12 protein-coding genes are annotated in these 12,029 nt (G+C 69.9%); 3 read left to right on the forward strand and 9 right to left on the reverse strand.

Going from position 1 to position 12,029, the window contains the following annotated elements; translation table 11 throughout:
- The first annotated feature begins 21 nt into the window (after positions 1–21).
- Positions 22–210, forward strand: coding sequence for a DUF6274 family protein (locus tag ACLB9X_RS30490; RefSeq protein ID WP_410363659.1), 189 nt, complete (start codon positions 22–24; stop codon positions 208–210).
- Positions 211–577: 367 nt separating this feature from the next.
- Here ACLB9X_RS30490 and bldC read toward each other — a convergent pair whose 3' ends face one another.
- Together bldC and ACLB9X_RS30500 are read right to left on the reverse strand one after the other, a co-directional pair.
- On the reverse strand, positions 578–784 hold the full coding sequence (gene bldC / locus ACLB9X_RS30495; protein WP_003949541.1) for a developmental transcriptional regulator BldC: 207 nt from the start codon (positions 782–784) through the stop codon (positions 578–580).
- 477 nt (positions 785–1,261) lie between these two features.
- The gene (locus tag ACLB9X_RS30500) at positions 1,262–2,092 is read right to left on the reverse strand and encodes a hypothetical protein (protein WP_410363660.1); all 831 of its coding nucleotides are present in this window, start codon (positions 2,090–2,092) and stop codon (positions 1,262–1,264) included.
- A 156-nt stretch (positions 2,093–2,248) separates the two neighbouring features.
- Between ACLB9X_RS30500 and ACLB9X_RS30505 the strand changes: the two genes are divergently transcribed.
- Together ACLB9X_RS30505 and ACLB9X_RS30510 are read left to right on the forward strand one after the other, a co-directional pair.
- Positions 2,249–3,340 carry a Leu/Phe/Val dehydrogenase gene (locus ACLB9X_RS30505; protein WP_410363661.1) on the forward strand — a complete coding sequence of 364 codons (1,092 nt, stop codon included), beginning with the start codon at positions 2,249–2,251 and terminating at the stop codon, positions 3,338–3,340.
- A 281-nt stretch (positions 3,341–3,621) separates the two neighbouring features.
- Positions 3,622–3,885: a DUF3073 domain-containing protein gene (locus tag ACLB9X_RS30510; RefSeq protein ID WP_410363662.1), complete on the forward strand. Its 264-nt coding sequence runs from the start codon at positions 3,622–3,624 to the stop codon at positions 3,883–3,885.
- Between the two features lie 54 nt (positions 3,886–3,939).
- On the opposite strand, the gene purM is transcribed toward ACLB9X_RS30510, so the two are convergent.
- The 7 genes from purM to purS all read right to left on the reverse strand — a co-directional run bounded on the left by purM (position 3,940) and on the right by purS (position 12,009).
- On the reverse strand, positions 3,940–5,007 hold the full coding sequence (purM, locus tag ACLB9X_RS30515; protein ID WP_410363663.1) for a phosphoribosylformylglycinamidine cyclo-ligase: 1,068 nt from the start codon (positions 5,005–5,007) through the stop codon (positions 3,940–3,942).
- A gap of 42 nt (positions 5,008–5,049) precedes the next feature.
- Complete coding sequence (purF, locus tag ACLB9X_RS30520) at positions 5,050–6,567, reverse strand: amidophosphoribosyltransferase (RefSeq protein WP_410363664.1); 1,518 nt, start codon at positions 6,565–6,567, stop codon at positions 5,050–5,052.
- Between the two features lie 510 nt (positions 6,568–7,077).
- Positions 7,078–7,884 (reverse strand): META domain-containing protein, encoded by an 807-nt coding sequence (locus tag ACLB9X_RS30525; RefSeq protein WP_410363665.1) that lies wholly within the window; start codon positions 7,882–7,884, stop codon positions 7,078–7,080.
- A gap of 83 nt (positions 7,885–7,967) precedes the next feature.
- Entirely contained in the window at positions 7,968–8,756 is a 789-nt protein-coding gene (locus ACLB9X_RS30530; protein ID WP_410363666.1) for a sterol carrier family protein, read from the reverse strand.
- 84 nt (positions 8,757–8,840) lie between these two features.
- Positions 8,841–11,090 (reverse strand): phosphoribosylformylglycinamidine synthase subunit PurL, encoded by a 2,250-nt coding sequence (gene purL, locus ACLB9X_RS30535; protein WP_410363667.1) that lies wholly within the window; start codon positions 11,088–11,090, stop codon positions 8,841–8,843.
- Entirely contained in the window at positions 11,087–11,767 is a 681-nt protein-coding gene (gene purQ / locus ACLB9X_RS30540) for a phosphoribosylformylglycinamidine synthase subunit PurQ (protein WP_410363668.1), read from the reverse strand. The genes purL and purQ overlap by 4 nt, the downstream gene beginning before the upstream one ends.
- On the reverse strand, positions 11,764–12,009 hold the full coding sequence (gene purS, locus ACLB9X_RS30545) for a phosphoribosylformylglycinamidine synthase subunit PurS (RefSeq protein WP_410363669.1): 246 nt from the start codon (positions 12,007–12,009) through the stop codon (positions 11,764–11,766). Before purS ends, purQ begins: the two co-directional genes overlap by 4 nt.
- Positions 12,010–12,029: the final 20 nt, after the last annotated feature.

The following is a 12,029-nucleotide window of genomic DNA, read 5'->3' on the forward strand; positions in this document are numbered from 1 at the left end:
AGGGTCCAGGGGGTGGCGTACATGGCGGCGTCTGCGGCGAGGCGGCACGAGACACGCGCGCTGCTGCGCGCCCATCTGGCGGCCGCCACGGGCTATCGCCACCTCACGAGGAGCTGCCCCGTCTGCCATCGGTTCCTGCGCCTCGCCCTGGAGCGCGCCGAACCGGAGCCGACCACGCGCGACCCCGCTCCGGAAGCCACCGACGAGTGACCGACGCCAGACCAACACCTGCTGGAACGCAGCTCGTTGAGTGCGGGCCCCGGGTTTTGGCAAGAGGTGTGCACTGTGACGGGTGTCACCGAACGGATTTCCTGAACCGCGGCACTTAACCCTTCCCTACAAGGGGTCCATTTAATATGTGCCATTGCACCGTCCCCACACGAGTCCCAGATATCGACACCGATGTCACGGGCCACCCCCGCAACAGCCGGCACGGGGCACAAAAAGATCGCGCTGGACCCGGCGGAGTCCAGCGCGATCGAAGACGAAGGTCTGTTGGGGCAGACGCACGCCTGTGGAGCCAGTGGTGGGCTCATCCGAGGTGGGGGCCCCGGAAATGCCCGGTCAAACGGGGTGTTCAGGCCTCGCTGCGCTGCTGCGGAATACCCGCAAGCAGTGCGCGGACCTCTGCCTCGCGGTAGCGGCGGTGGCCACCGAGCGTGCGGATGGACGTGAGCTTGCCCGCCTTGGCCCAGCGGGTGACCGTCTTCGGGTCCACGCGGAACATCGTGGCGACCTCAGCCGGGGTCAGCAGCGGCTCGGCATCAGGGGTGCGAGCGGTCATGAGCGGCCTCCTCGGGAGAACCGAACCTTCTCGGTTCTTTCCTCTAAATTCTGCACCTTGACCCGCGTTGCCCGAAATGGCGGACGCGGGTCGAGTCGGTTATAGGACGAACGGCTTGTCCTCGGCACTACAACTACACCATCTGTCCAGCCACGTCGGCCAAACCGATGGAATTGCCCTCTCAGGTGTCCATCAGCGGCGGAAGGCCGATGGACCATGCCATAACGGACAGTCACGTCACAGTGACGATCAGTCACAGAGCGATCAGGAGTCGTCAGACCCCCCATAGCGTGCAATGCTGAGCAATCCGCCGTTACTTGGACGGAAGGAACCCTCCCCGGACTCCTTGTCCTATTTTGACACGAGGGTGGGTGATAGGCGCAAGGGAGCGGTTAGTGTAATCCGTCACGCTTGGGGCAATCGCCCGGATCAGGACGTACGTCCCGCCCCGGCCGTGGACGTCGCCGCCGGCCCCTGTCAGTTCGCGAATTGACGATCCCTCACGGCTCTCCAACGCTCCGTCAGACGCCCGTACGCCTCGGCCGCTCCGTCGCCGTCCCCGGCCCGCAGCGCCGCGATACCCTCCGCCGCGTCCGCCGCCGACCGGTCCTCCGCCAGCAGGTCCCCGGGCAGCGCGTGCACGAGACCGCCGTAGTCCAGCTCGACCAGTGACCGCGGGTGGAACTCCTCCAGCCACCGCCCCACGTCCACCAGGCTCTCGGTCAGCGGCCCCTCGTCGATCGCCTCCCGCAGCGTCCGCAGCCCCCGGGCCAGCCGTCGGCGGGCCTCGACCATCGGCGTCCGGTAGCGCAGCGAGGGCGCGGCGGCCGCGTACTCGCGCTCCTCGTCGGCGAAGAGCACGAACCAGCCCACGGGCACCCCCCACACGGCCGTCCTGATCCACGGGCGGGCGTCCGGGTTCCGCTCGCGCCACTGTGCGAAGTCGGCGGCGGCCTGCTCCCGCACGACCGGCGGCAGCACCGCGTCCAGGAGCGGGCGGGACAGCTGCCCGGCCAGCTCCTCCAGGGCGAGCCAGCCGCGCAGGCGCGTACGCCACGGGCAGACGCACACCACGCCGTCGGCATCGGTCACGAAGGCGTCCGCGCTCTCGTGGACCCGGACCGCGACGGGCGGGGTCGGCAGCAGATCGGCCAGCGAGCGGCGCAGTTCGTCCTGGGCGGTAGGGGTGTCATCGCGGCGCGCGTACCGCGTCCAGTGGCTGCGCTCGGGCTCGGGGAAGGCCACCAGCGGCTCGTAGATCCGCAGGTAGGCCGCATACGGGACGAGGACCGAGGACAGCGCCGGCATGCCGCAGATCCTTCCACGTCCGTACTCCGCCAGAGGGTGATCCTCGGCACCGGGTCGGATCTACGCTTGCTGAGGACTTACTCTCTTGCCCAACGGGACCTACCCCACCCGCAGGAAGGCCCCGTATCCGCCGCTTCGTACTTGGGAGTCACCACCGTGACCGATGTAACCGGCGCTCCGGTCGACGTACTGAACACTCTGTTCCGATCGGAGCAGGGAGGGCACGAGCAGGTCGTGCTGTGCCAGGACCGCGCCTCCGGCCTGAAGGCCGTCATCGCCATCCACTCCACCGCCCTGGGCCCGGCCCTCGGCGGCACCCGCTTCTACCCGTACGCCTCCGACGAGGAGGCCGTCGCGGACGCCCTGAACCTCTCCCGGGGCATGTCGTACAAGAACGCCATGGCCGGTCTCGAGCACGGCGGCGGCAAGGCCGTGATCATCGGCGACCCGGAGCAGATCAAGTCCGAGGAGCTGCTGCTGGCCTACGGCCGGTTCGTGGACTCCCTCGGCGGCCGTTACGTGACCGCCTGCGACGTCGGCACCTACGTCGCCGACATGGACGTCGTCGCGCGCGAGAGCCGCTGGGTCACCGGCCGCTCCCCCGAGAACGGCGGCGCGGGCGACTCCTCCGTGCTCACCGCGTACGGCGTCTTCCAGGGCATGCGCGCCTCGGCCCAGCACCTGTGGGGCGACCCGACGCTGCGCGACCGCAAGGTCGGCGTCGCGGGCGTCGGCAAGGTCGGCCACCACCTGGTCGAGCACCTGCTCTCCGACGGCGCCGAGGTCGTGATCACCGATGTGCGCGAGGAGTCCGTGCGCCGCATCCTCGACAAGCACCCCGGCGTCACCGCGGTCGCCGACACCGACACCCTGATCCGCACCGAGGGTCTGGACGTCTACGCGCCCTGCGCGCTCGGCGGCGCCCTGAACGACGTCAGCGTGCCGGCGCTGACCGCGCAGATCGTCTGCGGCGCGGCGAACAACCAGCTCGCGCATCCGGGTGTCGAGAAGGACCTCGCCGACCGCGGGATCCTCTACGCCCCCGACTACGTGGTGAACGCCGGCGGCGTCATCCAGGTCGCCGACGAGCTGCGCGGCTTCGACTTCGACCGGTGCAAGGCCAAGGCGTCGAAGATCTTCGACACCACGCTGGCAATATTCGCACGTGCGAAGGAAGACGGTATTCCGCCGGCCGCCGCGGCCGACCGGATCGCCGAGCAGCGCATGGCCGACGCCCGCCGTCGCTGACCCGGGCACGCGTCCGGCCCGCCGGTCCGGGGAGACAAGACTCACCCCGGTCGGCGGGTCGGGCACCAGGAAGAGGTTAAAATCGCAGTTGACCAGCGAGGACGGGGCGCCTCGCGGGTCGTGTGAAGCGGCACCTCATGCGGGCGGCGTACCGTATGGCCGCGGAAGCAGGTACCGTTGAAGCCCTACGGACCGAGCTCTCCACGGAGAGCCCGTTCCGACTCATGAACGCGTGTCAAGACTCTGGGGCCGTCGAGCCCCGTCACCGAGGGGGTCGAGCCATGGGGCGCGGCCGGGCCAAGGCCAAGCAGACAAAGGTCGCCCGCCAGCTGAAGTACAACAGCGGCGGGACTGACCTGTCGCGTCTGGCCAACGAGCTGGGCGCATCGACTTCGAGTCCGATTTCGAACCAGCCGCCGAACGGCGAGCCGTTCGAGGACGACGACGAGGAAGACGACCCGTACGCACGGTACGCGGACATGTACAACGACGACGAGGACGAGGACGACGAGTCCGGCCCGTCGTCACAGCGCCGCGGCGCTTGACGCTGTACTCACCGACCCGGTCCGGGGCCTGCCCCGGACCGGGTTCTGTGCTGTTCAGCTTGCGTAGTCGCCGGTCAGCTCCGCGCCCGTGGTACGTTCGCCGCGCTCGATGATCTCGCCCGCGACCCAGGCGTCCACACCGCGGTCGGCGAGGGTGGTCAGCGCGACCTCGACGGACTCCGCCGGGACGACCGCCATCATGCCGACGCCCATGTTCAGCGTCTTCTCCAGCTCCAGCCGCTCCACCTGGCCGGCCCGTCCGACGAGGTCGAACACCGCGCCCGGGGTCCACGTGGAGCGGTCGACCACCGCGTGCAGACCGTCCGGGATCACCCGCGCCAGGTTCGCCGCCAGCCCGCCACCCGTGATGTGGCTGAACGCGTGCACCTCGGTCGTCCGGGTCAGCGCCAGACAGTCCAGCGAGTAGATCTTCGTGGGCTCCAGCAGTTCCTCGCCCAGCGTCCTGCCGAACTCCTCGACCTGCTGCTCCAGCGCCATGCCCGCCCGGTCGAACAGCACGTGCCGCACCAGCGAGTACCCGTTGGAGTGAAGCCCGGACGACGCCATCGCGACGACCACGTCACCCGTCCGGATACGATCTGCGCCCAGCAGCCGGTCCGCCTCGACCACACCCGTGCCCGCACCGGCCACGTCGAAGTCGTCCGGCCCCAGCAGACCCGGGTGCTCGGCCGTCTCGCCGCCGACCAGCGCCGTACCGGCCAGCACACAGCCCTCGGCGATGCCCTTGACGATCCCGGCCACCCGCTCCGGGTGCACCTTGCCCACACAGATGTAGTCCGTCATGAACAGCGGCTCCGCGCCGCAGACCACGATGTCGTCCATGACCATCGCGACCAGGTCGTGCCCGATCGTGTCGTACACGCCCATCCGCCGGGCGATGTCGACCTTCGTGCCCACCCCGTCCGTCGCGGACGCCAGCAGCGGACGCTCGTAACGCTTCAGGGCCGAGGCGTCGAAGAGGCCGGCGAAGCCGCCCAGACCGCCCAGGACCTCCGGGCGCCGGGTCTTCTTCACCCACTCCTTCATCAGCTCGACGGCGCGGTCACCCGCATCGATGTCGACGCCCGCGGCTGCGTAGCTGGCACCGGTGGTCTCACTCATGGGGTTGAGAGCTTTCGTGTCGTGACTGCGTTGGAGCGGGGATTACGGGCGACGGAGCGCGTCGGCGGCGTCGGCGCCGCCCGCAAGCTCGGTCTCCAGAAGCTGCTTGCCGAGCAGCTCGGGGTCGGGCAGCTCCATCGGGTACTCGCCGTCGAAGCAGGCGCGGCAGAGGTTCGGCTTGGCGATGGTGGTCGCCTCGATCATGCCGTCGATGGAGATGTACGCGAGGGAGTCGGCGCCCAGGGACTTGCCGATCTCGTCGATCGACATGCCGTTGGCGATGAGCTCGGCGCGGGTCGCGAAGTCGATGCCGAAGAAGCACGGCCACTTCACCGGCGGGGAGGAGATCCGGATGTGGACCTCGGCCGCGCCGGCCTCGCGGAGCATCTTGACCAGGGCCCGCTGGGTGTTGCCGCGGACGATCGAGTCGTCCACGACGACCAGCCGCTTGCCGCGGATGACTTCCTTGAGCGGGTTCAGCTTCAGGCGGATGCCCAGCTGGCGGATCGTCTGCGAGGGCTGGATGAAGGTACGCCCGACATAGGCGTTCTTCACCAGGCCGGAGCCGTACGGGATGCCGCTGGCCTCGGCGTAGCCGATCGCGGCCGGCGTACCGGACTCCGGCGTCGCTATGACCAGGTCGGCCTCGACCGGGGCTTCCTTGGCCAGTTTCCGGCCCATTTCGACCCGGGAGAGGTAGACGTTCCGGCCGGCGATGTCGGTGTCGGGACGGGCCAGGTAGACGTACTCGAAGACACAGCCCTTGGGCTTCGCTTCCGCGAAGCGAGAGGTGCGGATGCCGTTCTCGTCGATGGCGATGAGCTCGCCGGGCTCGATCTCGCGGACCAGGCTGGCGCCGCAGATGTCGAGGGCGGCGCTCTCGGAGGCGACGACCCAGCCGCGGTCGAGACGGCCGAGGACCAGCGGGCGGATGCCCTGCGGGTCACGGGCCGCGTAGAGGGTGCCCTCGTCCATGAAGACGAGCGAGAACGCGCCCCGGACGTCGGGGAGGACCTTGGCGGCCGCCTCCTCGATCGTCAGCGGCTTGCCGTCCTCGTCGACCTGCCCGGCGAGTAGAGCGGTGACCAGATCGGTGTCGTTGGTCGCGGCGACCTGGGTAGCCCGGCCGTTCTCCTTGGGGAGCTCGGCGACCATCTCGGCCAGCTGCGCCGTGTTGACCAGGTTTCCGTTGTGGCCGAGCGCGATGGAGCCGTGGGCCGTGGCCCGGAAGGTCGGCTGTGCGTTCTCCCACACGGAGGCGCCCGTGGTCGAGTAGCGGGCGTGGCCGACCGCGATGTGGCCGGTCAGGGAGCCGAGAGAGGTCTCGTCGAAGACCTGGGACACGAGGCCCATGTCCTTGAAGACGAGGATCTGAGAGCCGTTGCTGACCGCGATTCCCGCGGATTCCTGGCCTCGATGTTGGAGGGCGTAGAGCCCGAAGTAAGTGAGCTTCGCGACCTCTTCACCCGGAGCCCAGACACCGAAGACGCCGCAAGCGTCCTGGGGGCCCTTCTCGCCGGGGAGCAGGTCGTGGTTGAGTCGTCCGTCACCACGTGGCACGCAACCGAGTGTAGGCGAGATCGACCACTGGTCCGAATTGGGGATGCCGCGCAACCCGATTCCGGGAGTCCGCCGAGCGGCCTCCGCACGGTGGCGGAGGCGGGAATCCGCAGTGCCCGTACAGCCGTCGGGGCGGCTGCCGGAGACCGACAAGCCGTCCATTTCGGCGTCCGCATCCCGGGACGATCGTCGCCACACCTGGCCGGTCCCGGCCGGACTCCGGGCCGCGCGGCCCCTCGGTGACCGGCGGTCAGACGCGCGGAGCCCCTCCACGTCGGCCTGGTCGATGTCGCGGGCGCCGCCTGCCACCGCGTGCGCTAGTTCACACCCCGGCCCCGCCGACGGCGGGGCCGATTTCCGACATTCTGGGCACCTCACCGACCTCGTGCTCATGTGCTCGATGCCACCGGCGCCCGTTTCGGGCCGGTATGCCCCGAGGCCCGCACCTCGTACGGGCCTGTGTGTCCCGGCGTGACGCGCGGTCTCGGCCGATCGGCGGCCCCGGCCAGGTCAGCGCATGTCCGCGTACGCCCCCAGACCCTTGCCGTTCGGTGCCGTGAGGCTCAGGGCGCGGTGCCTCACCTCGTACTTCACCGTCCGCTGCTGCAGGACCTGGGCCACCTGGCGCTCCAGATCCATCTCCGGGCCAGGACACAGCTTCCGTGTGGAGGCGATGCGGCCGAAGGTGATCGTGTCGCCGGAGACCTTCGCGGTGCCGGTGAAGCGGTTGCAGCCGAGACTGCCGCCGACGCTGCCGTCCTTGGCGATGGTCAGATGCGCCTTGCCCTCGGTGCCTGCGGGCAGGGAGGTGGCCGTCTCGCCCTCCACCAGGGAGTCCACGGTCCACCGGGTGCCCATCAGCGGGGAGGGCCGCTCGACGGTCAGGGCGATCGTGTCGCCCTTCTCGGTGGTGAGGGTGAGCCTGCCGTCGGTGAGTTTCGCCTTGAGCTTGCCGGAGAACGCGGCCCGCAGGGTGTCCTCGAATCCCTGGATCTTCTTGTCGCAGGCCATCTCGGTCACCTCGCCGGGACCGACCGTCACGGTGTCGCCCTCGACCGTGATGTCCGCGCCGAAGTGGTTGCAGCCGTAGTTGCCCTGCGCCCGGCCCTTGTCGGTGATCTCGACATATGCGTCGGACGGGGAAGCGGTCTTCGTGCCGTCGACGCTCACGCTCTCCACGGACCAGCGCACGCCGGTGAGAGGAACGTCGGGTGCCACGGAGTCGCCGCTGCCGGCCCCGCCTCCCTGCTCCGTGCCGCAGGCGGCCAGGGCCAGGAGGGCCAGGGCGGTGACCGGAATGCTCAGCTGGTAGCGCATACCCCTGGGACGGGGCGGGCCCGAGGTCGGTTCCCTCGGACGCGCGACGGGCCGAGGACCGTGGCCGGGCCCGGATCGGGCGATCAGCCGAGGATCGGCAGGAGCCCCCCGAGGTCCGCGCGCTCCCCGCTCGCGCTGACCTTCGCGGCCTCCAGCGCCTCCGCCCACCCCGTGCGCCCGGTGGCGAGCCGGATCCAGGTCAGCGGGTCGGTCTCGACGACATTGGGCGGGGTCCCCCGCGTGTGCCGGGGGCCCTCCACGCACTGCACGACGGCGAACGGCGGGATCCGCACCTCGGTCGACGCCCCGGGCGCCTTGACCGCGAGCGCGTCGGCGAGCAGCCGGGTGCAGGCGGCGAGCGCCTGCCGGTCGTACGGGACGTCCAGGCCGGTCGCGTCGGCCAGGTCGTCGGTGTGGACGACCAGCTCGACGGTGCGGGTGACCAGGAAGTCCCCGAGCCGCATGGCCCCGAACCGCGTCGGCACCAGCCGCTCGTCCGACACCAGCGGCAGCAGCTCGCCGATGCGCTCGGCCGTGCGCGCGTACAGCTCGCCGAGGTCACCGCCGGCCAGCTCCCGGGTGTCCTCGTCGACCTGCCCCGCGACCGTCACCGTGGCGAACGGCCAGTCGAGCAGCGCGACGTCCTGCCGGGCCGGCTCGGGCTGCGCGAGGTAGCGGGGCACGGCGCCGACCGCCATGGCGAGGTGCGCGACCAGCTCCCGCACGGTCCAGTCCCCCAGCCGGGTGGGCAGCTCCAGCTGCCGGGCCGTCAGACTCTCCGCCACCTCCCGGACATGCCCGAACTGGGCCAGCACGGCGGCCCGGACCTTGGCGGAGTCGTACGTACGAAGACGCTTCTTGGCCGGTGGCATGACGCCGACCTTACGGGGTGGGTACGACAGGACGCCGAGGGCCCCCGCCCGGTCGGACCGGACGGGGGCCTCGGGGCACGCGCCTCAGACGAGCAGACCCGGGATGGTCTGCTCGTGTGCGGTGCGGAGTTCGGGCAGGGAGATGCTGAACTGGCCCTGCACCTCGACCGTGTCTCCGTCGACGACGCCGATGCGGGTGGCGGGCAGGCCGCGGGCGCCGCACATGTCGGTGAAGCGGAGTTCCTCGCTGCGCGGGACGGCGACGACCGCACGGCCGGCCGACTCGCTGAGCAGGAACGTGAACGCGTCCAGGCCGTCCGGGACGACGAGGCGGGCGCCGTGGCCGCCGCGCAGGCAGGACTCCACCACGGCCTGGACCAGTCCGCCGTCGGACAGGTCGTGCGCCGCGTCGATCATGCCGTCGCGGGAGGCGGAGATCAGGATCTCCGCGAGCAGCTTCTCCCGGTCCAGGTCGACCTGCGGGGGCATGCCGCCCAGGTGGTCGTGGATCACCTGGGACCAGGCCGAGCCGCCGAACTCCTCCCGCGTGTCACCGAGCAGGTACAGCAGCTGCCCTTCCTCGGCGAACGCGATCGGGGTGCGGCGGGTCACGTCGTCGATCACACCGAGGACCGCCACCACGGGGGTGGGGTGGATCGCCACGTCACCGGTCTGGTTGTACAGGGAGACGTTGCCGCCGGTCACCGGGGTGCCCAGCTGCAGGCAGCCGTCCGCGAGACCGCGGGTGGCCTCGGCGAACTGCCACATCACGTCCGGGTCCTCCGGAGAGCCGAAGTTCAGGCAGTCCGAGATCGCCAGCGGCTTCGCCCCGGAGGCGGCCACGTTGCGGTACGCCTCCGCCAGCGCGAGCTGCGCGCCGGTGTACGGGTCGAGCTTGGCGTAACGGCCGTTGCCGTCCGTCGCCATGGCCACACCGAGGTTGGACTCCTCGTCGATGCGGACCATGCCCGCGTCCTCCGGCTGGGCGAGGACAGTGTTGCCCTGCACGAACCGGTCGTACTGGTCGGTGATCCACGCCTTGGAGGCCTGGTTCGGGGAGGCGACCAGCTTCAGCACCTGCTCACGCAGCTCCTCGGCCGTCTGCGGGCGCGCGAGCTTGTTCGCGTCGTCGGCCTGCAGCGCGTCCTGCCAGGCGGGGCGGGCGTACGGGCGGTGGTACGTGGGGCCCTCGTGCGCGACCGTGCCCGGCGGCACGTCCACGATCAGCTCACCGTGCCAGAAGATCTCCAGATGGTCACCGTCGGTGACCTCACCGATCACGGTGGCGGTGACGTCCCACTTCTCGCAGATCTCCATGAACCGCTCGACGTGCTGCGGCTCCACGATCGCGCACATCCGCTCCTGCGACTCGCTCATGAGGATCTCCTCCGGCGAGAGCGTCGCGTCACGCAGCGGAACGGTGTCCAGCTCGACCCGCATACCGCCGGAACCGGCGGACGCCAGCTCGGACGTGGCGCAGGACAGGCCCGCGCCGCCGAGGTCCTGGATGCCCGCGACGAGCTTCTCCTTGAAGATCTCCAGCGTGCACTCGATCAGGAGCTTCTCCTGGAACGGGTCACCCACCTGCACCGCGGGCCGCTTCGTCGGCTTCGTGTCGTCGAAGGTCTCCGAGGCCAGCACGGAGACGCCGCCGATGCCGTCGCCACCCGTCCGGGCGCCGTACAGGATGACCTTGTTGCCCGGGCCCGACGCCTTCGCGAGATGGATGTCCTCGTGCTTCATCACACCGATGCAGCCGGCGTTCACCAGCGGATTGCCCTGGTAGCAGGCGTCGAACACGACCTCGCCGCCGATGTTCGGCAGACCCAGGCAGTTCCCGTAGCCGCCGATGCCCGCCACCACGCCCGGCAGCACCCGCTTGGTGTCCGGATGGTCCGCCGCGCCGAACCGCAGCGGGTCCACCACCGCGACCGGACGCGCGCCCATCGCCAGGATGTCGCGGACGATGCCGCCCACACCCGTCGCCGCACCCTGGTACGGCTCGATGTACGAGGGGTGGTTGTGCGACTCCACCTTGAACGTGACCGCATACCCCTGGCCCACGTCCACGACGCCCGCGTTCTCGCCGATCCCCACCAGCATGGCGTCGTTGTCGGGGGCCTTCTCACCGAACTGCTTCAGGTGGACCTTGCTGCTCTTGTACGAGCAGTGCTCCGACCACATCACGGAGTACATCGCGAGCTCGGCACCCGTGGGACGACGTCCCAGAATCTCCCGGATCCGCGCGTACTCGTCCTCCCTGAGGCCGAGCTCCTTCCAGGGCTGCTCGGACTCGGGGGTCTCGCTTGCGTGCTTGACGGTATCGAGGGTCATGCTGCGACCAACTTCTTCAGGATCGAGGTGAAGAACCCGAGCCCGTCGGTACCGCCGGTACCGATCAGCGGCTCCACGGCGTGCTCCGGGTGCGGCATCAGACCGACCACATTGCCCGCGGCGTTCGTGATGCCGGCGATGTCGCGCAACGAGCCGTTCGGGTTTCCGTCCAGGTAGCGGAAGGCGACGCGGCCCTCCGCCTCCAGCTCGTCGAGCGTGCGCTCGTCGGCGACGTAACGGCCGTCCATGTTCTTCAGCGGGACGGAGATCTCCTGGCCCTGCGCGTAATCGGCGGTCCAGGCGGTGCCCGCGTTCTCCACCCGCAGCTTCTGCTCACGGCAGATGAAGTGCAGATGGTCGTTCTGCAGCATCGCGCCCGGCAGCAGGTGCGCCTCGGTGAGGATTTGGAAGCCGTTGCAGATACCGAGGACCGGCAGACCGGCCTTCGCCTGGTCGATGATCGTCTCCATCACCGGCGAGAAGCGGGAGATGGCGCCGGCCCGCAGATAGTCGCCGTACGAGAACCCGCCGGCGAGGACCACGGCGTCGACCTGCTTCAGGTCCTTGTCGCGGTGCCACAGCGAGACCGGCTCGGCGCCCGCGACACGGACGGCGCGCAGTGCGTCCCGGTCGTCGAGTGTCCCGGGGAACGTGACGACTCCGATGCGAGCGGTCACGACTCCACCTTCACGACGAAGTCCTCGATGACGGTGTTGGCGAGGAACGTTTCGGCCATCTCATGGATGCTGGCGAGGGCGGCGTCGTCGACCGGCCCGTCCACTTCCAGCTCGAAACGCTTTCCCTGACGAACGTCCGCGATCCCGTCGAATCCCAGACGGGGCAGTGCACGCTGCACCGCCTGTCCCTGGGGGTCGAGGATCTCGGGCTTGAGCATGACGTCGACTACGACGCGAGCCACGGGCACTCCCGGTGGTGTGT

It is taken from the genome of Streptomyces sp. 5K101, assembly GCF_046506645.1.
In the GTDB taxonomy this organism is placed as follows: domain Bacteria; phylum Actinomycetota; class Actinomycetes; order Streptomycetales; family Streptomycetaceae; genus Streptomyces.

Excerpts from the sequence above, each read along its gene's own strand:
- ACLB9X_RS30525 (WP_410363665.1), bottom strand. The coding sequence starts at position 7,884 with ATGCGCTACCAGCTGAGCATTCCGGTCACCGCCCTGGCCCTCCTGGCC.
- purM (WP_410363663.1), bottom strand. The coding sequence starts at position 5,007 with ATGAGTGAGACCACCGGTGCCAGCTACGCAGCCGCGGGCGTCGACATC.
- bldC (WP_003949541.1), bottom strand. The coding sequence starts at position 784 with ATGACCGCTCGCACCCCTGATGCCGAGCCGCTGCTGACCCCGGCTGAG.
- purL (WP_410363667.1), bottom strand. The coding sequence starts at position 11,090 with ATGACCCTCGATACCGTCAAGCACGCAAGCGAGACCCCCGAGTCCGAG.
- ACLB9X_RS30530 (WP_410363666.1), bottom strand. The coding sequence starts at position 8,756 with ATGCCACCGGCCAAGAAGCGTCTTCGTACGTACGACTCCGCCAAGGTC.
- ACLB9X_RS30490 (WP_410363659.1), top strand. The coding sequence starts at position 22 with ATGGCGGCGTCTGCGGCGAGGCGGCACGAGACACGCGCGCTGCTGCGC.
- ACLB9X_RS30500 (WP_410363660.1), bottom strand. The coding sequence starts at position 2,092 with ATGCCGGCGCTGTCCTCGGTCCTCGTCCCGTATGCGGCCTACCTGCGG.
- ACLB9X_RS30510 (WP_410363662.1), top strand. The coding sequence starts at position 3,622 with ATGGGGCGCGGCCGGGCCAAGGCCAAGCAGACAAAGGTCGCCCGCCAG.